Source organism: Burkholderia sp. YHN3-13 (assembly GCF_055810675.1).
In genome coordinates, this window is sequence record NZ_JBVVNQ010000003.1 from 463,204 (window position 1) to 486,348 (window position 23,145).

Genomic DNA, 23,145 nt, shown 5'->3' on the forward strand with positions numbered 1-23,145 from the left:
ATCACGGCCGCGCCCCGGCGCTCGACGAATCGGCCGGCGCGGCCGGCTTACAGCCCGAGTTGCGTCGCGAGCTGACCGATGTCCGACACTTCGTAATAGTTGTAGAACGGCGTGCCCGGCTCGTGGCCGCGGTTCACGAATGCCTTGTGCTTGATGCCGAGATCCTCGGCCGTCATGAGGTCGTAGCGCAGGCTCGACGACACGTGCAGCACGTCCTCGGGCTTGCAGCCGAGCTTGTCGAACATGTATTCGAAGCCCTGCATCCGCGGCTTGTACGATTGCGCCTGCTGCGCGGTGAACACGGCGTGGAACGGCGCGCCCAGCTTGTCGACGTTGCTCATGATCTGCTCGTCCATCGCATTCGACAGGATCACCAGCTTGTACTTCGACGCCAGCCGCGACAGCCCGGCCGGCACGTCCGGATGCGGGCCCCACGTCGGCACCGCATGATAGAAAAGCTCGGCCTCGGCCTCGTCGAACTTCACGCCGAGCCGCGCGCAGGTGCGGCGGACCGCGTTGACGACGACGTCGCGGTACGGCTTCCACGCGCCGAGCACCTCGTCGAGCCGATAGGCGGCGAACGCGCGCACGAATGCCTCCATCGCGGCCGGCGACAGCCGGTCCGCATAGATTTCGCGCGCCGTCTCGGCCATCCGGAAATGGGTCAGCGTGCCGTAGCAGTCGAAGGTGATGTACTTCGGTTCAAACTGGATCATGGTGACGTCCTGTCGGTGTGAAGCCCCGGCAGGGCCGGGGACGGGCTGGATTTAACGAAATTGAATCAGGGCAAAAAGTCGTCCGCGCATCGTTCGGCGCCGCTCAAAACGCAGAATCGCCGCGTGTTGCCCGCCACATGCAGCACGATCTGCGGCACGATCGGGCGCGGCGCGGGCGGCGGGCGCCGATGGGCGCCGCGCTACCGCGGCGAGCCCGTCTGCCGATGCGGCCCTTCGGCAGGCGGCAGTGCCGCCGTGCCATTGATCGTAGTGGTATTCCACAGCACGCGTGGCCGGATTGACCCGTCTCGCCAGCACGATCCGGGCGTTCGTTCGCGCCGATCGAGCCGGTTTGCATCGAATTCGCGGGCGCGCCCGCCGCCGCCGGAAAACAGGCGAATCGTCCTATCCGCCCCGCGGCCTCGCTGGCACAGTGATGCGTCATTCCCACCCCTCCGGAGTCCGGCGTGTCCGACCTCAATCCTTCCAGCACGCTTACCTATCGCCCGTTCGCCGAAACCGACCTGCCCGCCGCGCACCGGCTGTCGGAAGCCGTCAAGTGGCCGCACCGGCTCGACGACTGGCGCTTCGTGTTCCAACTCGGCGGCGGCTTCGTCGCCGAAGACGAAACCGGCGTCGTCGGCACCGCGCTCGGCTGGCGCTTCGGCGAATCGCACGCGTCGCTCGGCATGGTCATCGTGTCGCCCGAGCGCCAGGGCCGCGGCATCGGGCGCGAGTTGCTCGCCCGCCTGGTCGACAGCTTCGGCCCGCGGACCGTGTTCCTGCACGCGACGCCGGCCGGCGAGCCGCTGTACGCGAAATTCGGGTTCGAAGCGATCGGCACGATCGATCAACACCAGGGCGCCGCCTTCCAGCCGCCGCTGATATCGCTGCCGCCCGGCGAGCGCCTGCGGCCGATCGGCGCGAACGACGGCCCGCGCCTTGCCGCGCTCGCGTCGCGCGCCGCGGGCTATCAGCGCGACGAAGTGATCGGCGCGCTGCTCGACGTCGCGAACGGCATCGCGCTCGATCGCGACGGCGAGCTGCTCGGCTTCGCGCTGTTCCGCCGCTTCGGCCGCGGCCACGCGATCGGCCCGGTGATCGCACCGGACGCGCAGCGCGCGCAGGCGCTGATCAGTCACTGGCTCGCCCTGCACGAGGGCATGTTCGTGCGGCTCGACGTGCCGGGCGACAGCGGGCTGTCCGACTGGCTGCAGGGGCTCGGGCTGCCGCGCGTCGATACCGTCGTCGCGATGGCGCGCGGCGCCGCGCCCGAGCGCGATCCGGCGCTGCGCGCGTACGCGATCGTGAACCAGGCACTCGGCTGAGCGGAACGAAGATGAGCTTCCTGTACAAGGCCGACCCGGTGCGCGGCGCGCAATGGGCACAGCGCTTCGCGCAGCGCGCACCCGATCTCGCGTTCCGGATCTGGCCGGACATCGGCGACCCGGAGGCGGTCCGCTATCTCGCCGCGTGGCAGCCGCCGGACGATCCGGCCGCGCTGCTCCCGAATCTCGAGGTCGTGTTCTCGGTCGGGGCCGGCATCGATCAGTTCGACCTGTCGCGCGTGCCGCCGCACATCCCCGTCGTGCGGATGATCGAGCCGGGCATCGTCGAGGGCATGGTCGAATACGTGACGCAGGCGGTGCTGACGATTCACCGCGACCTGTTCGACTACGCGGCACAACAACGCGCGCAGGTGTGGCACGAGAAACCGGTGCGCGCCGCCGCGTCGACGCGGATCGGCGTCCTCGGGCTCGGCACGCTCGGCCAGGCGGTGCTCGACATGCTCCGGCGCTTCGGCTTCCCGTGCGCGGGCTGGAGCCGCACGCCGCGCACGCTCGACGGCATCGCGTGCTACGCCGGCGACGACGCGCTCGAACCGTTCCTCGCCCGTACCGACATCCTGATCTGCCTGCTGCCGCTGACCGACGGCACGCGCGGGCTGCTCGGCACACGCGTGTTCGATGCGCTGCCGCCCGGCGCGTCGCTCGTGCAGGTCGGGCGCGGGCCGCAGCTCGACGCGGCCGCGCTGCTCGCCGCGCTCGACAGCGGCCGGCTCGACAGCGCGATCCTCGACGTGACCGACCCCGAACCGTTGCCGGCCGGTCATCCGTTCTGGGCGCATCCGCGCATCCGGATCACGCCGCACATCGCGAGCGCCACGCGGCCCGACACCGCCGTGGACGCCGTGCTCGCGAATCTCGCGCGCCATCGTGCAGGACAACCGATGATCGGCGTCGTCGACCGCACACGCGGCTACTGACGCACGCGTCCGGCACGGCGGGGCGCGCAGCAGAAAATGCCGAAGCGCCCCGTGCAAACGCCGCGCCCATACGTTTCGGGGCGCAAATTGAAAGCGCATGCGGATCGTTCGCCCGGTAGCATGAACTCACCGCTGACACCTGACGAGAGTCCTGCCCTGCCATGAACCACGCCGACCACGCTGCGCTGATCGAAGCCGATCGTCAGCATCTGATCCACCCCGTCGTCAACTATCGCGCACACGAGGCGCGCGGCGCCACCGTGCTCGAATCCGCGGACGGCGTGTTCCTGCGCGACGCCGACGGCCACACGCTGCTCGACGCGTTCTCGGGCCTGTGGTGCGTGAACGTCGGCTACGGCCGCGACAGCATCGTGAAAGCGGCCGCCGACCAGATGGCGAAGCTGCCCTACGCGACCGGCTATTTCCATTTCGGCTCGCAGCCGGCGATCGAGCTGGCCGAACGGCTCGCCGCGCTCGCGCCGCCGTCGCTGAACCACGTGTACTTCACGCTCGGCGGCTCGGATGCGGTCGACTCCGCGGTGCGCTTCATCACGCACTATTTCAACGCGACCGGCCGTCCGTCGAAAAAGCAGATGATCGCGCTCGAGCGCGGTTATCACGGCTCGTCGTCGATCGGCGCCGGCCTCACCGCGCTGCCGGCGTTCCACCGTCACTTCGACCTGCCGCGCGCGGACCAGCATCACATCCCGTCGCCCTACCCGTATCGCCATCCGCTCGGCGACGATCCGCAGGCGCTGATCGCCGCGTCGGTCGCCGCGCTCGAAGCGAAGGTCGCCGAACTCGGCGCGGACAACGTGGCCGCCTTCTTCTGCGAGCCCGTGCAGGGTTCCGGCGGCGTGATCGTGCCGCCGGCCGGCTGGCTGAAGGCGATGCGCGACGCCTGCCGTCGCCTCGGCATCCTGTTCGTCGCCGACGAGGTGATCACCGGCTTCGGCCGCACGGGGCCGCTGTTCGCGTGCGAGACCGAACAGGTCGATCCGGACCTGATGACCGTCGCGAAGGGACTGACCGCCGGTTATGCGCCGATGGGCGCGGTGCTGATGTCCGATGAAATCTATGAAGGGATCGCGGGCAGCCGCGCCGAATCGGCCGTGGTCGGCCACGGCCATACGTATTCCGCGCATCCGGTCAGCGCGGCGATCGGCCTCGAGGTGCTGAAGCTCTATCACGAAGGCGGGCTGCTCGCGAACGGCCAGGCGCTGGCGCCGCGCTTCGCGGCGGGCCTCGACGCACTGCGCGCGCATCCGCTCGTCGGCGATGCGCGTTCCGTCGGCCTGCTCGGTGCGCTCGAACTGGTGACCGACAAGGCCCGCAAGACGCGCTTCGACCCGGCGCTGAACGTGCCCGACAAGATCGCGGCGGCCGCTTACGCGAACGGCGTGGTGTTCCGCGCGTTCGGCGACGGCGTGCTCGGCTTCGCGCCGGCGCTGAGCTTCACCGCGGGCGAGTTCGACCTGTTGTTCGAACGCGTGCGCAAGACGCTCGACGACGTGCTGGGCGATGCCGGCGTGCAGCGCGCGCTCGACGCCGCGCACGCGCAGCCGGCCTGACCGGCCAAGGGAAAGCCGGGCTTGTGGCGGCCCTCGTTCGACTCTAAAGTAACCGGACATTCCATTTTTTTCGCCTCTCACGTGAACATGACGGACAGCAAGCTGGATCGCATCGACCTGCGCATCCTCTCCCAGTTGCAGAAGCGCGGCCGCATGACCAACGTCGAGCTGGCCGATGCGGTCGGGCTGTCGCCCAGTCCTTGCCTGATCCGCGTGAAGCGGCTCGAGAAGGCCGGCTACATCGGCGGCTACGGCGCGCACATCCAGCTCGAGAAACTCGGCGACGTGCAGGTCGTGTTCACCGAGGTCACGCTGGCCGACCACCGGCGCGAGGACTTCGACCGCTTCGTCGCGGCGATCCGCAACGTCGACGAGATCGTCGAGTGCCATCTCGCGAGCGGCGGCTACGACTACCTGCTGAAGTTCATCACGCGCAGCGTGAGCCATTACCAGACGATCGTCGAAGGGCTGCTCGAGCAGAACATCGGCATCGAAAAGTATTTCAGTTACGTGATCATCAAGTCGCCGTTCGTCAAACGGCACTATCCGCTCGAATCGCTGTTCGGCGACCGGCACTGACGCACGGTGCCCGCCTGCCTCGAACGCGGCAGCGTGCTGTCCGCGCGGGGTAGTCGCGCGCCCGCGCCGCCGCCGAACCGCTTCATCCAAGGACCTGTCATGCCGCTTACGCTGTCCCGAACCGAACTGCTGCGTACCGCCAACCTGATCGACGGTACCTGGCGCGATGCGCTCGACGGCGCGCGCTTCGACGTCACCGATCCGGCGACGCTCGAGACCGTTGCCCACGCACCCGACAGCGGAGCCGCCGACGCGCGCGCCGCGACCGACGCGGCGGCACGCGCGCTGCCCGCATGGCGCGCGACGCCCGCTCGCGAACGCGCCGCGATCCTGCGCGCGTGGCACGCGGCGATCATCGCGCACACCGACGATCTCGCGAAGCTGATGTCGCGCGAACAGGGCAAGCCGCTCGCCGAAGCGCGCGGCGAAGTCGCCTACGGCGCGTCGTACGTGCTGTGGTTTGCCGAGGAAGCGACGCGCACGTACGGCGACCTGATTCCGCAACAGCAGCGCGGCAAACGGCTGAGCGCGGTCAAGGAACCGATCGGCATCGTCGCCGCGATCACGCCGTGGAATTTCCCGCTCGCGATGATCGCGCGCAAGATCGCGCCCGCCCTCGCGGCCGGCTGCACGGTCGTCGCGAAGCCGGCGGAAGACACGCCGCTGACCGCGCTCGCGCTCGCCTTCCTCGCGCAGGAAGCCGGCGTGCCGCCCGGCGTGCTGAACCTGATCGCCGCCTCGCGCGAGCGCGGGGTCGCTGCCGTGGCCGACTGGCTCGCGGACGGCCGCGTGCGCAAGATCACGTTCACCGGATCGACACCCGTCGGCAAGCTGCTCGCACGCGAATCGGCGGCGACGCTGAAGAAGCTGTCGCTGGAGCTCGGCGGCAATGCGCCGTTCATCGTGTTCGACGATGCCGAGCTCGATAGCGCGGTCGACGGGCTGATGGCGTCCAAGTTCCGCAACGGCGGCCAGACCTGCGTGTCGCCGAATCGCGTGTATGTGCAGCGCGGCGTCTACGACGCGTTCGCCGCGAAGCTCGCGGCACGCGTCGCCGCGCTGAAGGTCGCACCGGCAACCGACCCGGCCGCGCAGATCGGCCCGATGATCAACGCGCGCGCGGTCGACAAGATCGCCCGCCACGTCGGCGACGCTGTCGAACGCGGCGCGCGCGTGCTCGCCGGCGGCAAGCGTCTGGCCGAACTCGGCCCGAACTTCTACGCCCCGACGGTGCTCGCCGACGCGACCGCCGACATGCAACTGAACTGCGAGGAAACGTTCGGCCCGATCGCGGCGCTGTTCCGCTTCGATACCGAGGACGAGGCCGTCGGCGCGGCGAACGACACGCCGTTCGGGCTCGCCGCGTATTTCTACACGCAGGACGTGCGGCGCATCGCGCGCGTGTCGGCACGGCTCGAAACGGGCATCGTCGGCATCAACGAAGGCGCGCTCGCGAGCGAGGCCGCGCCGTTCGGCGGGGTGAAGGAATCGGGCTACGGCCGCGAAGGCTCGCGCTACGGCCTCGACGATTACCTGTCGATCAAGTACCTGTGCCAGGGCGGGCTCGAGTGAATCCGGCCGGACGCGACGGCCTGCCGCGCACCGCAGGGTCGGGCCGGCCGTCACGCATCGTCACGTCTGCATGACCAGCGACGTCAGCTGCGCCGCGCGCGCCACGTCCGTCTTCGTGTAGATCGACTTGATCTGCGCGCGGACCGTACCGATCGACACGCCGCGCAGCGCCGCGCACTCCTGCGGCGAGCGCCCGTCGCAGCACAGCAGCACCGCGAGGTCGGCTTCGGCCGACGACAGCCCGTAGAACACGCGCAATCGCTGCGCGCGCGCCGACGGCGAGCGCAGGTCCGCGGCGGTCATCAATGCCGTCACGCCCGGCCGTTCGCGCGCGAGGTGCGACTGTTCGGGAACGGGGATCAACGCCAGCGGCAGCGGCTCGCCCGTCGTCCGCCGCAGCAGCAGCCCGCCGCGCGCGAACGCATGCCGCCATTGCGCGTCGTCGACGCATCCTTCCGGCGCGAAACGCCCGTTCACGACCCGCAGCGCCGGTTCGGCGGCGATCAGTTGATCGGCCGCACGGTTCGTGTAGCGCAGTTCGCGCCGCGCGCCGAGCAGGAACACCGGCACCGGAATCGCGTCGAGCGCCGATTCCGCGGCGGCCACGCGCGCTTCGAGTTCGCCGATGCGCGCCTGAATCCGCAGCGCGCGGCTGATGTGCGCGCCCATGATTTCGATCATGCGGCGCTGATCGTCGGACAGCCCCTGCGATTCGGGGCCGCCCTGCACGCTGAGGAACGCGCCCGAGCCTTTGCCGCGATGGATGTACAGGCCCGAGATGCTGCCGAGCCCGAACGGGTGCATGAATTCCTGATAGAACACGCTGTGCGCGCGCTGGTGCGCGGACAGGTGCTTGACGTCCTCGAACCAGCGCCCCGTCGGCCAGTCCGCGGCGATCGGCACGACCGGGTCGTACAGGTAGAACTCGGTGTTGTAGCTGTGGTAGCACGCGGCGACCCACGACGCGTCGTCGCCGGCCGCCTGCTCGATCGCCGGCACCCTCGCCTTGTCGTCGAACGACAGCAGCGTGGCCATGCGCACACCGACCGACGATCGCAGCCCGTCCAGCACCGCTTCCCATCGTTGATCGCCCAGTGCCGCCGCGTAGATATCGTCGATCCACGCCGATTGAATCAATCCGTTCAGTTGCATCTGGCTACCCCGCGCCGTGCGTTTCTGTCGAACGTCTTCAGCGCATCTTACTCAATGAACGAGATCGTTCAAATTAACCGGGTACGTTTGGTCTGAAATACCACGTTTGTTACCGTTTCTCGTCTGATGTATTGGCAATCCTGGCAAGACAGCGCGGCCGACGCCGGCACGAACCGCGCCGCGGCCGGCTTTTCATCCGGATCAGGGTATGCCATGATGCAGCGCATGACGATCCGAAACGCCACGTCCTCGCTGCACCATCACCACGGCCGCCCTCCATTGCGCCGTGGGTCGTTTCGCATCCAGTCATCGATCGGGTAGCTCCCCGGTCAACACGACAACCAAGGCGCCTCCGGCGCCTTTTTTGTTTTTTGCCGCCGAAAAAGCCCGCTGCGCCGCCCCATCGATAACGTCCGGAGTGTTTTCAATGCAACAACCGTGGAAAGACATTGCCCTGTCGGATTTGCCGCTGCGGGACGATCTGACGTTGCGGCATGCGTACGGCGCGCCGCAGCTCGACGTGCCGGTCCGCCTGAACGTCAACGAGAATCCGTATCCGCCATCGCCGGCGCTCGTCGAACGCATCGCGACCGCGGCGGCCGATGCGGCGCGCGACGCGAACCGCTATCCCGATCGCGACTTCGCCGAACTGCGATCGCATCTCACTGCCTACCTGACGCACGACACCGGCGTGCCGGTCGACGCGAGCCGCGTCTGGGCGGCCAACGGGTCGAACGAGGTGATCCAGCAGATCCTGCAGGCATTCGGCGGCCCGGGGCGCTCGGTGCTGGCCTTTACGCCCGCGTATCCGATGTATGACGAATACTGCCGGACGACCTTCACGCGCCTGCACACGTTGCCGCGCGACGAGGATTTCTCGCTGGACCTCGATCGGGCGCTCGACGGCATCCGCGAACACCGGCCGAGCGTGATCCTGCTCACGTCACCGAACAACCCGACGGGAACCGCGCTGCCGATCGACGACATCCGCGCGATTCTCGACCTCGCGCCGGGTGTGGTCGTCGTCGACGAAGCGTATGCGGAATTCCGTCGTCACGGCGTCCGCAGCGCGGTGACGCTGCTGCCCGACCATCCGCGGCTGATCGTGACGCGTACGTTGAGCAAGGCATTCAAGTTCGCGGGGGGCCGCATCGGGTATTGCGCATGCGCGCCGGCGATCGTGGACGCGCTGAAGCGGGTTCGCCTGCCGTATCACCTGTCCGCGTTGACGCAGGCGGCGGCCTGCGCGGCGCTCGCCGCGCGTGACGAAATGCTGTCGCAGGTCGACGCGATCAAGGTCGAGCGCGACGCGACCGTGTGCTGGCTGCGCGGCCGGGGCCTCGCGGTCGCCGATTCGGACGCGAACTTCGTGATGTTCGGCAAGTTTGCGGATCGCCACCGGATCTGGAGCGGACTCCTGCGTCACGGTGTCCTGATTCGCGAGTCCGGGCCGCCCGAGTACCTGCGCGTCTCGATCGGCACCGCTCTGGAGATGGCTGCGTTTCGCGCGGCGCTGCTCGACGTGATGGCGCGCGAATAAGCAATGGGGTGCTTACTTCATCGTCGCGAGCCGCGATTCCAGTTCGTCGATCTTCGCGAGCACGGCTTCGCTGAGCTTCCTGACGTGACGCGGCACGTCGGGCGCCGACAGCAGTTCCTCGATGCGCCCGCGCCAGTAGCTCGGATGCCTGACGCGCGCCGCGCCCGACATCGATACGTCGTCAGCGATCGCATCGCTGTCCAGGAGAGCCACCATTCTCTGGATGTGAGAAAGCTCTCGTTCCACGTAGTCTCTTGCCAGCATATTGATTGCCATTCCCCGAAATACGACATCAGGCCTTCCGTCGTCAACGCCATCGTGCCGCGATGCCAACGATGCACCGCCCACGCCGTGCGTCGTCGCATGCAACGGCCGTGTCGTTCAACTGCGCGGACGATCGCATGCAATCGACACGGAATGGCAGGCCTGTTCGTTTGTTTTCGTTACATCCGCTCCCCGGTGCACTGTCGTCAATCGTAGGCGCACCGGCCCGCGCCGGCATCCCCAAAAATGGGGATGCCGGCCGATATCGTTTGCGCGACGGGTTACGGAAATGCCGGAGGCGGGGCACCTCCCGCCGATAAGACGGCGGTGCGAATTCGACCGGATCGGGGTTCAGGCGCGATACGGCCCGCAATTCGGACGCGTTTGCCTTGCACCGTCGCGGCACGTCAGGTTCACGGGCACCGGTTGCGTCCGCAACGCCTGATGCCAGGTCTGCCACGGGCCGTCCGCGACGGCGATCGGCGACCGTCCGTCGTGGAGCCGGCGGCACGTCAGACAGCGCATGGAGCCGGTCCAGCGCGCCACTGTCCATGTCGACGCGGGCAGCGGGCATCGCGCCGCCTGTCGCACCTTGCATGTCGATTGGCGCGCTTTGCAAGTGAATTGGCGCGTAAAAGGCGGCATCATGACGCATCGCCTCTGCCACGGAACCCACGCCCATGAATATCGATACCGACCTCCCCGTGATGGTGACCGGCGCCACCGGATACGTCGCGGGCCGGCTCGTGCAACGGCTTCTCAAGGCCGGCCTGACGGTCCACGCGGCCGTCCGCGACCCCGACAGCCCGGACAAGCTGAAGCACCTCCAGCGCATCGCGGCGGGCACACCCGGCACGATCCGTTTTTTCCGCGCCGATCTGCTCGAACCCGGCTCGTACGCGGCTGCGATGGCCGGTTGCGGCATCGTGTTCCACACCGCGTCGCCGTTCACGGTCACCGTTCGCGACCCGCAGAAGGAACTCGTCGATCCGGCGCTGCTCGGCACGCGCAACGTGCTCGAAACGGCCAACCGCACACCGTCGGTGCGGCGCGTCGTGCTGACCAGCAGTTGCGCGGCGATCTACGGCGACAATGCCGATCTCGCCGCGACGCCGAACGGCGTGTTCACCGAGGCGATCTGGAACACCAGCTCGTCGCTCGCCCATCAGCCGTATTCGTATTCGAAGACCGTGGCGGAGCGCGAAGCGTGGAAAATCGCCGGCGCGCAGCACCGCTGGGATCTCGTGACCATCAATCCGTCGCTCGTGATCGGCCCCGGCATCAATCCGTACGCCACGTCGGAAAGCTTCGAGATCGTGCGGCAGATGGGCAACGGCACGATGAAAGCGGGCGTGCCGAATCTCGGCCTGGGCGCGGTCGACGTGCGCGACGTCGCCGATGCGCACGTCCGGGCCGCGTTTCTGGCGAGCGCCAACGGCCGCTACATCGTGTCCGGTCACGATACCAGCCTGCCGGCGATGGCCGCCACGCTGCTCGAGCGGTATGGCGCCGACTACCCGATTCCGCGGCGCATCCTGCCCAAATGGCTCGTGTGGCTGGTCGGTCCGCTCGCGAACAAAGGCGTGACGCGCCGCGTGATCGCGCGCAACGTCGGGCTTCCCTGGCGCGGCGACAACAGCCGCAGTCGCAACGAACTCGGCCTGCGCTATCGCCCGCTCGCCGAGTCGATGAACGACTTCTTTCAGCAGTTCGTCGAAACCGGGCAATTGCGGCGATGAACCGCTTCGCGATTTTACCGGGCTACCAGATCGTGATGGCCGACCTCGGCCTGCGTACCGACGAACTGCTGCGGCGCGCGCAATTGCCCGCCGATCTGTTCGCGCGGCCCGGGAACGGGCTGACCACCCGCGAGTACTTCCGCATGTGGCAGGCGGTGGAGGAGCTGGCCGGCGTGCCGGCCGTCGCGCTGCGCCTCCTCGACCTGCTCTCCGTCGAGGCCTTCGACCCGCTGTTGTTCGCCGCGCTGTGCAGTCCGGACCTGGAGGTCGCCATCCGGCGCATCGGCCAGTTCAAGCCGCTGATCGGCCCGATGCGCGTGCACGTCACGCACGATGCCGACGCGCTCGTGCTCGCCGTCGACTTCCTCGAACGCGAGGTGCCGCCGCCCGGCATGCTGCTCGCGGCCGAACTGGGCTTCTTCGTGAAGCTGGCGCGGCTGGCAACCCGCACCGCATTGCCCGCCCGCGCCGTCACGCTGCCGCGCGGCCTCGCGCCGCATCCCGGCTATGCGCGTTTTTTCGGCGTGGCGCCGCAATACGGCGACGCGCCCGCCGTGAGCTTCGCGCTGCAGGACGCGCGGCGCCCGTTCGTGACGGCCAACCATGCGATGTGGGCAATCTTCGAACCCGATCTGCGCCGCCGCCTCGACGCGCTGTCGGCGGGCGCGGGTATCGTCGAACGCGTGCGCGCGGCACTGCTCGAATTGATCCCGGGCGGCCTCGCCACCGCGGACGACGTCGCACGGACGCTTGCGATCAGCAAGCGCACGCTGCAACGCCGGCTCGGCGACGACGGCGCAACCTTCAAGACCATCCTGGCCGATGTCCGCGAGAAGCTCGCGTGGCACTACCTCGATCGCTCGGAACTCCCCTACAGCCAGATCGCGTTCCTGCTCGGCTACCAGGATCCGAACTCGTTCTTCCGCGCGTTCAACGAATGGACCGGCATGACCCCCGACGCCGCACGCTCGCGGACGATGCCACGCTGACGCACAAGGTTGCCCCATCGTTGGACCGGCGGGCGATCAGCGTGTGGCGTCGTCGCGGTTCAGCCCGAAAATGAAATCGGCTTCCACCGCCGCGCCTTTGGGCAACTGCACCACGCCGACCGACGAACGCGTGTGGACGCCGGCATCGCCGAGCACGGCGTACAGGACGTCGGACGCGCCGTCGGCCACTTCGCTTTGCATCGTGAAGCCGGGTGCACTGCGCACATAAACGGTGATGCGCGGCACCGTCGCGATCGCATCGAGCGTGCCGCAATGCTTGCGAATCAGCGACAGCGCACGCAGCGCCGATATGCCGGCCGCACGGCGGCCGTCGTCCAGCGAAACGGATTCGCCGACGATACCGACGAAATGCACGACTTCCCCGATTCGCGGAATCTGGCCTGAGATATAGGCCGTCCTTCCATCGACCAGAACGGGCGTGTACTTTCCGCCGATCCTGATTTCCGCGTCCGGATCGAATCCGAAATCGGCCGCGATCTGTTTCAGCTTATCGTCTCTGTTCATCCGTGAATTCCCCGATCCTTCATAAAAAAGATAAAGAATAATTGAGTCCCCGAATCTTGTCCCGAAGGCACCCATCCGCCGAAAATGACGCAATTGACACACTTATCAGGTGTTCGAAGCAGTCCCGCGCGCGATATCGACACCGTAATTCGTAGTCGGCGAGATTTTTTTCATCATTTCCGGTTGAAACCGCTATCATGTGAACACACAACCTGATGAGCGATATATGGCGACTTACAAGGAACTGAAAGCCCAAATGGACGCTTTGGCCGAAAAGGCCGAAGCCGCGCGCATCGCCGAATTCCAGGCGATCGTCGACGACATCCGTGCCAAGGTCGCGGAATACGGCATTACCGAAAAGGACATTTTCGGCACGCGTCGTGGTCGGCCGGCCAAGCAGGCAGCGGCGCCCGTGCAGGCGAAGTATCGCGACCCGAAGACCGGTGCAACCTGGTCGGGCCGCGGTCGCGCGCCGGCATGGATCAAGGATGCGAAGAACCGCAATCGATTCCTGATCCAGGAATAAGATTTTCGGCGCGTACCGGCGCGCGGTTCAGCGCGCTGTCCGGCGAGTGGGGCATCGATACCGGCGGGATTCAAAGACCGCTCCGGGTTAATACCCGTTTGTCTCATTCGGGCCGCCGCACGCCAATTCCTTCCTCATCGTTCGTAATAAATCGCAAGCCAGACGGTTTGCGTTTCTTCATGCGTCCACGCAACTCGATGGCGGCAATGCGGTTCGATCAGCACATAGTCGCCCGGATGCATCTCGTGCCGCGTCGAACCTTCTTCGAATTCGAGCACGGCCGCGCCCGACAGCAAGACGACCCATTCGGCACGCGCATCGTCATACCAGAATCCATCGGGGCTCGTATGTCCCATCGACACGATCCGCTCGACATTCAGGCGCTGTGCCGTGACGAGGAGATCGATCCGCTCGTCGCCGCCGCGTTGCCCTTCGACACTGAACAGGTTACCGGTTTGAAGTTGCATCGCTCGACCTCGTGATTGTCCTTCCGATGCAGGAAGCGGGTTGAAAGGCGCCGCGAAATGTTCACTGCAGTCCAGCCGTTACCGCGCCGCATCGGACGCTCGCCTGTCAATCAGTCTTCTCGCGCAAGTCGCAGCAAGATGTCGGCGAGGGCGCGAATTTTCGGTTGTGCCGCACGTTGAGGCGGATAGACGAGGAAGTAGGACAGGCCGTCCGGAACCACGTCCGCAAACGGCGTCACCAGCGATCCGGCACGGAGTCGGTCTCGTGCCATTCGCGGGTCGCCGATGGCCACGCCGTGCCCTTCCACCGATGCCGCGAGCGTCAATTCGAGGGTATCGAATACCAGTCCGCGTCCCGCATCGATCTGGCGCGCCCCGACATGATCGAGCCAGCATCGCCACTCCGCGTGGCTGGGCCCGGGATGAAGCAAATCGACCTGCGCAAGGTCGGCAACGGATTGAAGCGATGCGGCCAATGCGGGCGCGCACATCGGCGTGAGCATCTCGGAAAAGAGCGGTACCGCTTCCATGCCGGTCCACTGCCCCGTGCCGCGCACAATGACGGCATCGACGTCGGGCGTCGTGAAATCCGGCGTATCGTCCGCGGATGTCGAAATACGAAGTTCCGTACCGCTCATCGCGCGATGAATGTCCGGCAGCCGCGGGAGCAGCCAGCGAATGGCGAACGTGGACGGCAACTTCAACGTGAGCACCGAGGTCGCCCGTGCATGCACGTCCGCGTGCTGAACCAGTTGCGTGAGCACGTTGACCGCGACCGTCAGCAGCTCGCTTCCTTCCGCCGTCAACGTGAGACCCGATACACGGCGCACGAAGAGTGCGCATCGATAATGCGTTTCCAGTTGCTGTATCTGGCGGCTCACCGCGCCTTGCGTACGGCACAGGTGATCCGCGGCCTTGCTGACGCTGCCGAGCTGCGCCGCGGCGACGAACGACTGAATCGCCGCCAACGGCGGCAGGGGCCTCGTCAGGTCGGCCAGCGGGTATGCATGCGCCGCATACCCGGCTTGCAAATTTTTCGATTGTCCAGTCATCGGTGCGTCGCTATCGTGCGTCTACCGGATGCCCCGTTCACGCGAATGAACAGGGTTGTCAACGAATGATCGGAGGATAATCTTGGGCTCAACGTCGGCCTCACTATATACGGAACAGGTTCGCGCTTACCTTCGGGAACTGGAGCGAGGCGATGTCGATGCCATTTGCGCGCTCTTTACGCCGGACGCGCAGATTTTCTCGCCATTTCTCGGCTGGATGCACCCTGAGCGCTTCTTTTCGAAGGTTGCCGCCGCGTCGGGAGCAAGCAAGATTACACCGATCGATATCTGCGTCAGCACGAGCGGGGCTCGACGTGCGACAGGCTACTTCATCTACGACTGGGCGCTCAAAGACGGCTCGGTGGCGCACTTCGAGTGCGTCGACGTGTTCGAGTTCGACAGCGCGGGGCGCATCGAACGGATGATCATCGTCTACGACACCCATCCGATTCGCAGTACGGTCGGCGACAAATACGCGTAGCCGAATCGATGTCGGCCAATCCCGACGGCTGGCGTGTGCGGTGGGCTGCTCCGCATGAAGTCGCACTTCCGCGCACGCTGGAGCCCCGCCGAGCAGCCGGCGTTCCGGGACGAGACGGAACGACCGTTTGACCTCGGACCCTGCCGTCAGGGCCGGAATGGATCGACACCCCCGATCGAGTTCGCCACGCACGGCCCACTTCCGCTCCCCAACTCCCCCCATCACACTACCGCCCGCAACCACCTCAACAACGCCCCCGGTACGCTCCCGTCCACCACCGGCGCCGGCGTCAGCAGGCAGTAATGCGAGCCATCCTCGACGAATCCCATCGGCGCGACCAGCACACCGCTTTCGATGTCGTCGCGCACGAGATGCCACGGTCCGATCGCCACCCCCAGCCCCGCAACGGCCGCCTGCAGGCTGAAATAGAAATGATCGAACGTCTGCCCGCGCCTGCTCGCGGCCGGCAGACCGGCCGCCACCGTCCACTCCTTCCACGCATTCGGCCGGGTCCGCGTATGCAGGAGCGGCGCCTCCTGCTTCAACGAACGCTGGCCGCGGCGCGCGGCAAACCACGCACCGGCTTTGTCCGGTCGACAAACCGGCCCCACCTGCTCGGCGAACAACGGCTCCGCGTGATACCCCGCCGGCCACGTGAAATCGTTGCGGCGAATCGCCATGTCGATCCCGCTGTCGAACGAAAACGGCCCGCCCTCGGCAACCAGGTGGATATCGACATCCGCCTGTCGCGCCTGGAAATCCGGCCAGCGCGGGATCAGCCAGCGCATCAGCAGCGTCGGCTCGCACGACAGTACCCACCGCCGGGCACGCTCAGCCTCGCCACGCAATTCCTGTGTAGCGCGACGCATCAGGCCGAGGCCGTCGTGAACGGCCTGCGCCAGCTTGCGTCCTGCATCGGTCAGGAATACGCGACGACTGCGCCGCAGAAAAAGCGCCACGCCGAGATCCTCCTCGAGCAGACGCACCGCGCGGCTGACCGCGCCGTGGGTCACGCACAGCTCGTCCGCCGCACGGCTGAAATTCTCGTGACGCGCCGCCGCCTCGAAACAGCGCAGCGCCATCAGCGACGGCAGGTTCGCACGGGTCGATTGTGAGTCAAACTCACGATCGTCGTCAGAAATCATCGTTTTTCCTGATGGAATACGGTGGCTAAGATTGTGCCATCAAGACTCCAACCGAAAGGAAAAGCGATGACCGAATTGATAGTTGTAGTCACCATCACGTTGCTGGCCGTCATCAGCCCGGGCCCGGACTTCGCGATGGTCACGCGCAACAGCCTCATGCTGTCGCGCCGCGCCGGCGTGCTCACCGCGCTCGGAATCGGGCTGGGCGTCACGGTTCACGTGAGCTACACGCTGCTGGGCATCGGGCTGCTGATCCGTCAATCGCTGTGGCTCTTCAACGCCATCAAGCTGATCGGCGCGATCTACCTGGTCTACCTGGGCGTCAAGATGCTCATGGCCAAGGCCCACGCCAGGCAACCCGACACGCCGGCGGCCCCGCTGTCCGATCTCGCCGCATTACGCACCGGTTTCCTGACCAACGCGCTGAACCCCAAAACCACGGTGTTCATCGTCAGCCTGTTCATGCAGGCCGTGCGGCCCGACACGCCGCTGATCGTACAGATCGGCTATGGCGCGTTCATCGCGGTCGCGCATGCCGGCTGGTTCAGCCTGGTGGCCGTCTGCTTTTCGGCGACGGCCGTCCGCGATCGCCTGCTGTCCTTGCGCCACTGGATCGACCGCACCTTCGGTTGCCTGCTCGTGGGATTCGGCGTCGCGCTCGCCATCGCGCGCGGCGGGCGCTGACCTGACCGCCGACCATGCGGCAACGTCAGAACGTGCGCGCGATCGTCCGGGCTTCGTCGAGCGCGCGACTGCGATCGATCTTCCCGTCCGGGCCGAACAACGTGCGCTCCACGACAATCCCGGTGAGGTCGGTCACGCCCACGAACTTCAGCCACGTTTCCATGTACGGACGCTGCAGGTCGAACGCGGCGGCCGGCGTAAACGAACCCGGCGCCTCATAGCTGAGCCCGCGCGCATACACGACCGCCGCCTTCTTGCCGGCCAGCTTGCCGCTGAAACCCGTGCCGTCGAACGTGAACAGCACGTCTTTCTGCGAGATCACGTCGATCAGGTGCTTGAGCTTGTACGGAATGCTGAAATTCCACAGCGGCACGCCGAACAGGAACTTGTCCGCTTCGTGGAACGGCGCCGCGAGCCGTTCGATCTGCTGCCACGCCGCCGCCTGTTCCGGCGTCAGCGCCGTGCCGCTCAGTCCGGCATACTTCGCGGCCAGCGCGGCCGCATCGAATTCGGGCAGCGCCACGTCCCAGATATCGAGTTTCTGGATGTCATGATCGGGATGCGCATGCCGGTACGCATCGAGAAATGCGTTGCACACGTCGATGGACGCCGAATATGCCTTGTTGGGGGAGCCTTCGATATAGAGCACGCGTGTCATGGAGCCAATCCTTGCGACGAGTGACGGCGACGCGCGGGATGCGCGATCGCCCACTGCGACTCGCAGCGTATCGGGTCGGCTTATAATCCGGAAACGATATTAATTGATCGAATTAACCTGGATTGATGATCAATGAATCCTCCCCTCGACACGGCATTGCTTCATACGTTTGTTGCGGTCGCCGACATACGAAGCTTTACCGGTGCCGGTCATCGGCTGAACCTCAGCCAGTCCGCGGTCAGCGCGCAGATCGTTCGGCTCGAGGAGCAGGTCGGCCGCGCCCTGTTCGTCCGCAATACGCGCAGCGTCACGCCCACCGCGCATGGCGAGACACTGCTCGGCTATGCACGCGCGATGCTCAATCTGAGCGAGGAAGCGCGGGCGAAACTGGGAAAAGGCAACGCCGTCGACATCAAGTTGCGGATCGGCGTGTCGGAGGATGTCGCGGAAGGCTGGCTGCCGGACCTGATGCGACGCCATGGCGCCGCGCGGCGCGGCCTGCGGATGGATCTGGTGGTCGACATCGGCGACAGCTTGTTCCAACGGTACGCAAACGGCGAGTTCGATCTCGTGATCGGCAGCCGGTGCTCGCATGCCGGTCAGGGCGCGACGTTGTGGCAGGAGCCGCTGGCCTGGGCGTTTGCGCGCCACGAGCCGCTTCCGGAAGGCGACGTGCCGCTCGCATGTTTCCCCGATCCGTGCCCTTACCGCGGCGCCGCGATCAAGGCACTCGCGCTGGCCGGCATGGACTACCGGATCGCGTGCGAAAGCCCGAGCGTGACCGGCATCCGGGCCTTCGCGCGAGCGGGTGTCGCGATCGCCCCGGTGCCGCGCAGCGCGATCGACGACACGCTCCGCGAGCTGGGCGTGGCCGAGGGTTTGCCGGCACTGCCGGACATGGCATTCGTGATGATGCATGACGCCCGGATGCCGGCCGCCGCCGAATTCGCCGCGACGATCCTGGACGAGACGACCGCCCGCACGAGCGCCGGCAAACGCGACCGGGCGTCGTGAGCGGCGCGATCTTTACCCTGCTTCTTCAATCGCAGGTGGATTACGCTCAGATCACCTCGAAGCGCAACCCGGCATGGCGAACCAGGCGCTCGATATAGCGCTCGTCGAACATCGTCGCGGGCGTCCAGAAGCCGCCGCCGCGCCCGCGCTTGACACCGTCGGCGCTGCCATCCAGCGCGAGGCTGAGGGCCGCCTGCCCGAGCATCTTGCCGGTCGACCCGTAACCCGGATCGCGATCGCCGGTGACTTTCACGCGCAAGATCCGCCCGTCGTCGGCCCGACCGAAGAAACGCAAGTCGTAGCGGCCGGCCTGCTGGGCCTCGACGCTCGGTCCCTCGCCGGGCTTCGGCAGCAGGAAGCGCTCCATCAGGCTGCGCACCGGCTTGACGAGGATGCCCACCATGAACGCGCCGAGTCCCGCGACGATCGTCAGCGCGGTCAGGCGGCCCCTGAGGCCCGCGCCCGTCATCACGGCTTCGTCATAGGTGAAGCGGCTGCCGTACGCATTGCCGGCCAGCGCATTGGAGCGATGCACGACGCGCTCGTTGATCGCCGCCATCACGAACGGGGCGATCCACGCATCGCAATCGCGATCGAATTCGGCGGACCGAACCGCATGCTGCCGCGCCGTAAAGCCATGCCCTTTCGGGCACAGCGAATAAGGATCGAGCAATTCGCGGCGCAACGCGGGATCGGCCGCCGCTTCCCGCACGACGTTGATCACGCTCGCCACGGTGCCGCCTGATGCGCCGCCCTTCAGCGTGCGGACGCGCATCTTCACCTGCCCGGCCGGCATGCCCCACTGCCGCCGCGCGTGTTGCTGCAGGAAGAAAACGCCCATGTCCGACGGCACCGAATCGAAGCCGCAGCAATGCACGATGCGCGCGCCCGATTGCCGGGCCGCGGGCTCGTACCGGTCGATCATCCGCCTGATCCACTGCGTCTCGCCGGTGAGGTCGCAGTAGTCGGTGCCGGTTTGCGCACAGACCCTGACGAGCGGTTCCCCGTAAAGGGCGTACGGCCCGACGGTCGACACGACCACCCGCGTTTGCGCGCACAGCGCCCGAAGCTGCGCTTCGTCGGCCGCGTCCGCCACGATGATCGGCACCGACTGCCCGGCCGCGCCGAGCGCCTCCCTGACTTGCCTGAGCTTCGCCTCCGACCGGCCGGCGATCGCCCAGCGCAGCGTCTCGCCGGCGTCCGGCAGGTAGTCGGACAGATAGCGGGACAGGATCTGCCCGACAAAACTGGTGGCGCCAAATACGACGAGATCGTAGGCGGGTTGCTGCATGAGTGGCTCCTCCGGTGCGTGCGCGCGCGTCGCGCATCCCTATCGTCAGCGTGGCATTCCGGGGGCATCGAAGGTTTTCAGGGGCGTCTGTAGGTTCAGGACCCGTTGCGCATCCTTGACCACGTCGAGCCGCATGACCGTCGACGCACCGAGCCCGACCTGCGTCAATCGCCGGTCCATGCTCGTCGCCTCTCGTCGGTGATCGACCGTGGCAGTCGACACCCGACGCCGCTGATTCACTGTCGTCAGCAAGCACTCTAAGCTTTAAGTCGACTTCAAGGTCAAGGCCCGGAATAGAGGAACACGTCGGACTTCGTTCGTGCGGCGCTCCGGCGCTCGGCGCCGCGCCGGGCGATCATGCGGCCGTCGTGCGAAAGCCGCTACCAAAGTTCGCGCAGAAACCCGGGAACGGCTTCCCCGATCGACGCAAGATACGCCGCCATCGCACCGGCCACCTTGCGCACGGCGGGGCGAGCCGTCATCCGTTCGCGCCACGCGAGCAGGTTCGGCGTGTCGTCGGTCATCGGCGCGCCCTTGCGTGCGCCGAACAATTGCGCCATGTAGAACGCGATGTCGGCATAGGAGTAGGCGCCGGCCAGAAAATCCCGATCCGCGAGCACGCGCTCCATGCGTCGATAGTATTGCGCCGCCTCGGCACGCGCGGCCTGCGCCGCCGGGTCGTCCGGCGTGCGCTCGAGCCCCATCAGCCGGACGACGTGCGGGAAATAGACTTCGTCGCTGCCGTGTTCGAGCTGACGCGCCACGGCGCGCGCCGCCGGTTGCGCGGGCCACAACGCGGGCTGCGGCTTCAGGTCCTCGAGATACTCGAAGATTTGCGTGGAATCGAAGATCTCCAGATTGCCGTCGATCAGCACGGGCACCTGGCGCTTCGGGTTGATACGCAAGACGTCCGGATGCTTCGGTTCGTAGCCGCGCTGTTGACTGAACGGCACCATCACCCGCTCGAAATCGATGCCTTTCTCGTGCGCCGCAATCTCGACCTTGGCGCCGAACATGCTCAGCGGTCCTGAAATGATCTTCATGGTTCGTCTCCGCTACAGTGGAACGGGTTCAGTGATGCGACGAAGCATATGCTTGAAAACATGACATCCAGTGTCATGTATTTGAGGTAACGTGTCGCGTATGAAAGCGAGCCGCCTGTTGTCGATCATGATGATGCTGCAAGCGCGCGGCCGAATGACCGCGCCGGCGCTTGCCGAAGCGCTGGAAGTGTCCGAGCGCACGATCCTGCGCGATATCGACCAGCTCTCGACGGCCGGTGTGCCGATCTGGGGCGAGCGCGGCCGCAACGGCGGATTTCAGTTGCGCGACGGCTGGCGCACCGATCTGACGGGGCTCACCGAACACGAAGCGCGCGCGCTGATCCTCGCGGGCTTGCCCGGGCCGGCGAGTGAATTGGGGCTCGACGGCATGGCGGCTTCCGCGCGGCTGAAGATGATCGCCAGCCTGCCGCCGGCCTCGCGCGAGCAGGCCGATCGCGTCGCGAGCCGGCTGCACGTCGACACCGTGGACTGGTACCGCGCGCAGGAAACGCCCGCGTTCCTGCGTGAAGCCGCCGATGCGGTGTGGGGTGCGTATTGCATCGACGTGACGTACCAGAGCTGGCGCGGTGTGTCCCGCCGCGCGCTCGAACCGCTCGGCCTCGTGCTCAAGGGCGGGGCCTGGTATCTGATCGCGAGGGTAGTCGGCAAACCCGCCGCGCTCACTTTCCGGCTCGCGAACATCCGCGAATTCAACACGACGCGCCGCCGTTTCAGGCGCCCCGCGCGATTCGACCTGGCCGCGCACTGGCGTGACGCGATGAACCGGGTCGAAGCCGATCTCCATCGGCTCACCGCCCATGTCGCCCTATCGCCGCGCGGCGCAACCTGGCTGGCCAATGCGCGGATCGAGGCCGCGCCGGCCGGGCATGAGGCCGGCAATGCGGACGTACCGCCGGGATGGAACGCATTCCTGATGCCCATCGAATCGATCGAGCACGGCGCGCGCAAGTTGCTGGGCTTCGGCGCGCACGTGAAGATCCTCGGGCCGCAGGCGCTCAAGGACCGGTTCCTCGACGAGTTGTCGCAGCTGAACGCGCTGTATCGATCCGTCGGCGATTGAAGCGGCGCCCTCAGATCTCGTCGGAGAACGCGTCGAGAAAGCGTTGCAATCGCTCGCGACGAACGTTCGCCATGCGCATACCGGTGACGGTCTGGAAACCGGTTGCCAGCTTCAGCAGCTTCGTGCGGAAGTGGTCGATCGCGAATCGCGTGTCGTCGAGCGCCCGATTCGCGGCATGCGGATCGGCCGGGTCATACAACGCGCTGCCCATCCGGCCCGCGACATAAAAGCAGCGCGCGACGCCCACCATGCCGATCGCATCGAGCCGGTCGGCATCCTGAAGCACCTTGGCTTCCAGTGTCCTCGGCGCGATACGGGCAGAGTAACTGTGCGCTTCGACCGCGTGCGCGACGGCGTCGATCTTCGCATCCGGCCAGCCGAGCGACTTCAGCACCCGCCGCGCCTTTTCCGCCGACAGCCGCGACGCCTGTGCGCGCAACGGGGAATCTTTCTCGACCGCGACGCAGTCGTGCAACAGCGTTGCCGCACACAGCACTTCGGCGTCGCCGCCCTCCTCGGCATGAATCGCGGCGGCATTCTTCCACACGCGCTGCAGATGCGACGTGTCGTGGGCGCCGTCGCCATGAGCGTCGGGCCACTGAGCGAGCAAGGTATGAGCCAGATCCTGAAAGGGGGCGAACGCAGAAGTCGTCACGGGTGCGGAGGGTCGAAGAGGGGACGCCGATTATCCCCCATGCTCGGCACGTTCACGACCCGACGTCGAATCCTGTTGCCTCGCTGCCCGCGCATCAGGCAAACGACTGCCTCCATCGGCAACGGCCGGCACGCG

Annotated in this window: 24 protein-coding genes and 1 pseudogene; 13 read left to right on the forward strand and 12 right to left on the reverse strand. The window is 66.7% G+C overall.

What is annotated here, in order from left to right; all coding sequences use genetic code 11:
• Positions 1–47 precede the first annotated feature (47 nt).
• The gene (locus AC0KUR_RS10330; protein WP_034191869.1) at positions 48–716 is read right to left on the reverse strand and encodes a haloacid dehalogenase type II; all 669 of its coding nucleotides are present in this window, start codon (positions 714–716) and stop codon (positions 48–50) included.
• A 467-nt stretch (positions 717–1,183) separates the two neighbouring features.
• Between AC0KUR_RS10330 and AC0KUR_RS10335 the strand changes: the two genes are divergently transcribed.
• The 5 genes from AC0KUR_RS10335 to AC0KUR_RS10355 all read left to right on the forward strand — a co-directional run bounded on the left by AC0KUR_RS10335 (position 1,184) and on the right by AC0KUR_RS10355 (position 6,704).
• Complete coding sequence (locus tag AC0KUR_RS10335) at positions 1,184–2,044, forward strand: GNAT family N-acetyltransferase (RefSeq protein ID WP_226229181.1); 861 nt, start codon at positions 1,184–1,186, stop codon at positions 2,042–2,044.
• A gap of 11 nt (positions 2,045–2,055) precedes the next feature.
• Positions 2,056–2,982, forward strand: coding sequence for a 2-hydroxyacid dehydrogenase (locus AC0KUR_RS10340; protein WP_124608701.1), 927 nt, complete (start codon positions 2,056–2,058; stop codon positions 2,980–2,982).
• A 161-nt stretch (positions 2,983–3,143) separates the two neighbouring features.
• Complete coding sequence (locus tag AC0KUR_RS10345) at positions 3,144–4,553, forward strand: aspartate aminotransferase family protein (protein WP_069704873.1); 1,410 nt, start codon at positions 3,144–3,146, stop codon at positions 4,551–4,553.
• A gap of 87 nt (positions 4,554–4,640) precedes the next feature.
• Complete coding sequence (locus AC0KUR_RS10350; RefSeq protein ID WP_034191873.1) at positions 4,641–5,132, forward strand: Lrp/AsnC family transcriptional regulator; 492 nt, start codon at positions 4,641–4,643, stop codon at positions 5,130–5,132.
• Between the two features lie 99 nt (positions 5,133–5,231).
• Entirely contained in the window at positions 5,232–6,704 is a 1,473-nt protein-coding gene (locus AC0KUR_RS10355) for an NAD-dependent succinate-semialdehyde dehydrogenase (RefSeq protein ID WP_034191874.1), read from the forward strand.
• A 60-nt stretch (positions 6,705–6,764) separates the two neighbouring features.
• On the opposite strand, the gene AC0KUR_RS10360 is transcribed toward AC0KUR_RS10355, so the two are convergent.
• Positions 6,765–7,856 (reverse strand): helix-turn-helix transcriptional regulator, encoded by a 1,092-nt coding sequence (locus AC0KUR_RS10360; RefSeq protein WP_473375834.1) that lies wholly within the window; start codon positions 7,854–7,856, stop codon positions 6,765–6,767.
• Positions 7,857–8,283: 427 nt separating this feature from the next.
• On the opposite strand from AC0KUR_RS10360, the gene AC0KUR_RS10365 reads away from it, so the two are divergent.
• Entirely contained in the window at positions 8,284–9,396 is a 1,113-nt protein-coding gene (locus AC0KUR_RS10365; protein ID WP_473375835.1) for a histidinol-phosphate transaminase, read from the forward strand.
• Positions 9,397–9,408: 12 nt separating this feature from the next.
• Here AC0KUR_RS10365 and AC0KUR_RS10370 read toward each other — a convergent pair whose 3' ends face one another.
• A complete protein-coding gene (locus AC0KUR_RS10370; protein WP_034191877.1) occupies positions 9,409–9,660 on the reverse strand; it encodes a hypothetical protein in 252 nt (83 codons plus the stop codon).
• A 680-nt stretch (positions 9,661–10,340) separates the two neighbouring features.
• On the opposite strand from AC0KUR_RS10370, the gene AC0KUR_RS10375 reads away from it, so the two are divergent.
• Positions 10,341–11,399 (forward strand): NAD-dependent epimerase/dehydratase family protein, encoded by a 1,059-nt coding sequence (locus tag AC0KUR_RS10375; protein ID WP_473375836.1) that lies wholly within the window; start codon positions 10,341–10,343, stop codon positions 11,397–11,399.
• Positions 11,396–12,388, forward strand: coding sequence for an AraC family transcriptional regulator (locus AC0KUR_RS10380; RefSeq protein WP_059562473.1), 993 nt, complete (start codon positions 11,396–11,398; stop codon positions 12,386–12,388). Before AC0KUR_RS10375 ends, AC0KUR_RS10380 begins: the two co-directional genes overlap by 4 nt.
• 36 nt (positions 12,389–12,424) lie before the next feature.
• On the opposite strand, the gene AC0KUR_RS10385 is transcribed toward AC0KUR_RS10380, so the two are convergent.
• Positions 12,425–12,913 carry a RidA family protein gene (locus AC0KUR_RS10385; RefSeq protein ID WP_034191880.1) on the reverse strand — a complete coding sequence of 163 codons (489 nt, stop codon included), beginning with the start codon at positions 12,911–12,913 and terminating at the stop codon, positions 12,425–12,427.
• Positions 12,914–13,139: 226 nt separating this feature from the next.
• Here AC0KUR_RS10385 and AC0KUR_RS10390 point away from each other — a divergent pair, with 226 nt between their 5' ends.
• Entirely contained in the window at positions 13,140–13,439 is a 300-nt protein-coding gene (locus AC0KUR_RS10390; RefSeq protein ID WP_034191881.1) for an H-NS histone family protein, read from the forward strand.
• A gap of 134 nt (positions 13,440–13,573) precedes the next feature.
• On the opposite strand, the gene AC0KUR_RS10395 is transcribed toward AC0KUR_RS10390, so the two are convergent.
• Together AC0KUR_RS10395 and AC0KUR_RS10400 are read right to left on the reverse strand one after the other, a co-directional pair.
• Positions 13,574–13,906, reverse strand: coding sequence for a cupin domain-containing protein (locus tag AC0KUR_RS10395; RefSeq protein ID WP_034191882.1), 333 nt, complete (start codon positions 13,904–13,906; stop codon positions 13,574–13,576).
• Between the two features lie 110 nt (positions 13,907–14,016).
• Positions 14,017–14,958 carry a LysR substrate-binding domain-containing protein gene (locus tag AC0KUR_RS10400; RefSeq protein WP_473375837.1) on the reverse strand — a complete coding sequence of 314 codons (942 nt, stop codon included), beginning with the start codon at positions 14,956–14,958 and terminating at the stop codon, positions 14,017–14,019.
• Positions 14,959–15,040: 82 nt separating this feature from the next.
• Here AC0KUR_RS10400 and AC0KUR_RS10405 point away from each other — a divergent pair, with 82 nt between their 5' ends.
• Entirely contained in the window at positions 15,041–15,439 is a 399-nt protein-coding gene (locus AC0KUR_RS10405; protein WP_473375838.1) for a nuclear transport factor 2 family protein, read from the forward strand.
• Positions 15,440–15,660: 221 nt separating this feature from the next.
• Here the strand turns inward: AC0KUR_RS10405 and AC0KUR_RS10410 are convergent, their stop codons facing one another.
• A complete protein-coding gene (locus AC0KUR_RS10410; RefSeq protein WP_473375839.1) occupies positions 15,661–16,584 on the reverse strand; it encodes a LysR family transcriptional regulator in 924 nt (307 codons plus the stop codon).
• Positions 16,585–16,650: 66 nt separating this feature from the next.
• On the opposite strand from AC0KUR_RS10410, the gene AC0KUR_RS10415 reads away from it, so the two are divergent.
• Positions 16,651–17,268, forward strand: a complete 618-nt coding sequence (locus tag AC0KUR_RS10415) for a LysE family translocator (RefSeq protein WP_059562461.1) — start codon at positions 16,651–16,653, stop codon at positions 17,266–17,268.
• Between the two features lie 25 nt (positions 17,269–17,293).
• Here AC0KUR_RS10415 and AC0KUR_RS10420 read toward each other — a convergent pair whose 3' ends face one another.
• Positions 17,294–17,926 (reverse strand): FMN-dependent NADH-azoreductase, encoded by a 633-nt coding sequence (locus AC0KUR_RS10420; RefSeq protein WP_034191886.1) that lies wholly within the window; start codon positions 17,924–17,926, stop codon positions 17,294–17,296.
• A gap of 132 nt (positions 17,927–18,058) precedes the next feature.
• Between AC0KUR_RS10420 and AC0KUR_RS10425 the strand changes: the two genes are divergently transcribed.
• On the forward strand, positions 18,059–18,940 hold the full coding sequence (locus AC0KUR_RS10425) for a LysR substrate-binding domain-containing protein (RefSeq protein ID WP_473375840.1): 882 nt from the start codon (positions 18,059–18,061) through the stop codon (positions 18,938–18,940).
• 46 nt (positions 18,941–18,986) lie between these two features.
• Here the strand turns inward: AC0KUR_RS10425 and AC0KUR_RS10430 are convergent, their stop codons facing one another.
• From AC0KUR_RS10430 to AC0KUR_RS10440, 3 genes and pseudogenes are all read right to left on the reverse strand, one after another.
• Complete coding sequence (locus AC0KUR_RS10430) at positions 18,987–20,231, reverse strand: saccharopine dehydrogenase family protein (RefSeq protein ID WP_473375841.1); 1,245 nt, start codon at positions 20,229–20,231, stop codon at positions 18,987–18,989.
• Between the two features lie 45 nt (positions 20,232–20,276).
• A pseudogene (locus AC0KUR_RS10435) lies at positions 20,277–20,387 on the reverse strand (acetoacetate decarboxylase); the annotation flags it as partial.
• 224 nt (positions 20,388–20,611) lie between these two features.
• The gene (locus tag AC0KUR_RS10440; protein ID WP_124608693.1) at positions 20,612–21,274 is read right to left on the reverse strand and encodes a glutathione S-transferase family protein; all 663 of its coding nucleotides are present in this window, start codon (positions 21,272–21,274) and stop codon (positions 20,612–20,614) included.
• Between the two features lie 100 nt (positions 21,275–21,374).
• On the opposite strand from AC0KUR_RS10440, the gene AC0KUR_RS10445 reads away from it, so the two are divergent.
• On the forward strand, positions 21,375–22,355 hold the full coding sequence (locus AC0KUR_RS10445) for a helix-turn-helix transcriptional regulator (protein WP_124670036.1): 981 nt from the start codon (positions 21,375–21,377) through the stop codon (positions 22,353–22,355).
• Between the two features lie 10 nt (positions 22,356–22,365).
• Here the strand turns inward: AC0KUR_RS10445 and AC0KUR_RS10450 are convergent, their stop codons facing one another.
• On the reverse strand, positions 22,366–23,010 hold the full coding sequence (locus AC0KUR_RS10450; RefSeq protein WP_473375842.1) for an HD domain-containing protein: 645 nt from the start codon (positions 23,008–23,010) through the stop codon (positions 22,366–22,368).
• Positions 23,011–23,145 lie beyond the last annotated feature (135 nt).

Excerpts from the sequence above, each read along its gene's own strand:
- AC0KUR_RS10410 (WP_473375839.1), bottom strand. The coding sequence starts at position 16,584 with ATGATTTCTGACGACGATCGTGAGTTTGACTCACAATCGACCCGTGCG.
- AC0KUR_RS10425 (WP_473375840.1), top strand. The coding sequence starts at position 18,059 with ATGAATCCTCCCCTCGACACGGCATTGCTTCATACGTTTGTTGCGGTC.
- AC0KUR_RS10365 (WP_473375835.1), top strand. The coding sequence starts at position 8,284 with ATGCAACAACCGTGGAAAGACATTGCCCTGTCGGATTTGCCGCTGCGG.
- AC0KUR_RS10385 (WP_034191880.1), bottom strand. The coding sequence starts at position 12,913 with ATGAACAGAGACGATAAGCTGAAACAGATCGCGGCCGATTTCGGATTC.
- AC0KUR_RS10440 (WP_124608693.1), bottom strand. The coding sequence starts at position 21,274 with ATGAAGATCATTTCAGGACCGCTGAGCATGTTCGGCGCCAAGGTCGAG.
- AC0KUR_RS10370 (WP_034191877.1), bottom strand. The coding sequence starts at position 9,660 with ATGCTGGCAAGAGACTACGTGGAACGAGAGCTTTCTCACATCCAGAGA.
- AC0KUR_RS10345 (WP_069704873.1), top strand. The coding sequence starts at position 3,144 with ATGAACCACGCCGACCACGCTGCGCTGATCGAAGCCGATCGTCAGCAT.
- AC0KUR_RS10360 (WP_473375834.1), bottom strand. The coding sequence starts at position 7,856 with ATGCAACTGAACGGATTGATTCAATCGGCGTGGATCGACGATATCTAC.
- AC0KUR_RS10350 (WP_034191873.1), top strand. The coding sequence starts at position 4,641 with ATGACGGACAGCAAGCTGGATCGCATCGACCTGCGCATCCTCTCCCAG.
- AC0KUR_RS10395 (WP_034191882.1), bottom strand. The coding sequence starts at position 13,906 with ATGCAACTTCAAACCGGTAACCTGTTCAGTGTCGAAGGGCAACGCGGC.
- AC0KUR_RS10420 (WP_034191886.1), bottom strand. The coding sequence starts at position 17,926 with ATGACACGCGTGCTCTATATCGAAGGCTCCCCCAACAAGGCATATTCG.
- AC0KUR_RS10375 (WP_473375836.1), top strand. The coding sequence starts at position 10,341 with ATGAATATCGATACCGACCTCCCCGTGATGGTGACCGGCGCCACCGGA.
- AC0KUR_RS10330 (WP_034191869.1), bottom strand. The coding sequence starts at position 716 with ATGATCCAGTTTGAACCGAAGTACATCACCTTCGACTGCTACGGCACG.
- AC0KUR_RS10355 (WP_034191874.1), top strand. The coding sequence starts at position 5,232 with ATGCCGCTTACGCTGTCCCGAACCGAACTGCTGCGTACCGCCAACCTG.
- AC0KUR_RS10445 (WP_124670036.1), top strand. The coding sequence starts at position 21,375 with ATGAAAGCGAGCCGCCTGTTGTCGATCATGATGATGCTGCAAGCGCGC.
- AC0KUR_RS10390 (WP_034191881.1), top strand. The coding sequence starts at position 13,140 with ATGGCGACTTACAAGGAACTGAAAGCCCAAATGGACGCTTTGGCCGAA.
- AC0KUR_RS10340 (WP_124608701.1), top strand. The coding sequence starts at position 2,056 with ATGAGCTTCCTGTACAAGGCCGACCCGGTGCGCGGCGCGCAATGGGCA.
- AC0KUR_RS10380 (WP_059562473.1), top strand. The coding sequence starts at position 11,396 with ATGAACCGCTTCGCGATTTTACCGGGCTACCAGATCGTGATGGCCGAC.
- AC0KUR_RS10415 (WP_059562461.1), top strand. The coding sequence starts at position 16,651 with ATGACCGAATTGATAGTTGTAGTCACCATCACGTTGCTGGCCGTCATC.
- AC0KUR_RS10430 (WP_473375841.1), bottom strand. The coding sequence starts at position 20,231 with ATGCAGCAACCCGCCTACGATCTCGTCGTATTTGGCGCCACCAGTTTT.
- AC0KUR_RS10400 (WP_473375837.1), bottom strand. The coding sequence starts at position 14,958 with ATGACTGGACAATCGAAAAATTTGCAAGCCGGGTATGCGGCGCATGCA.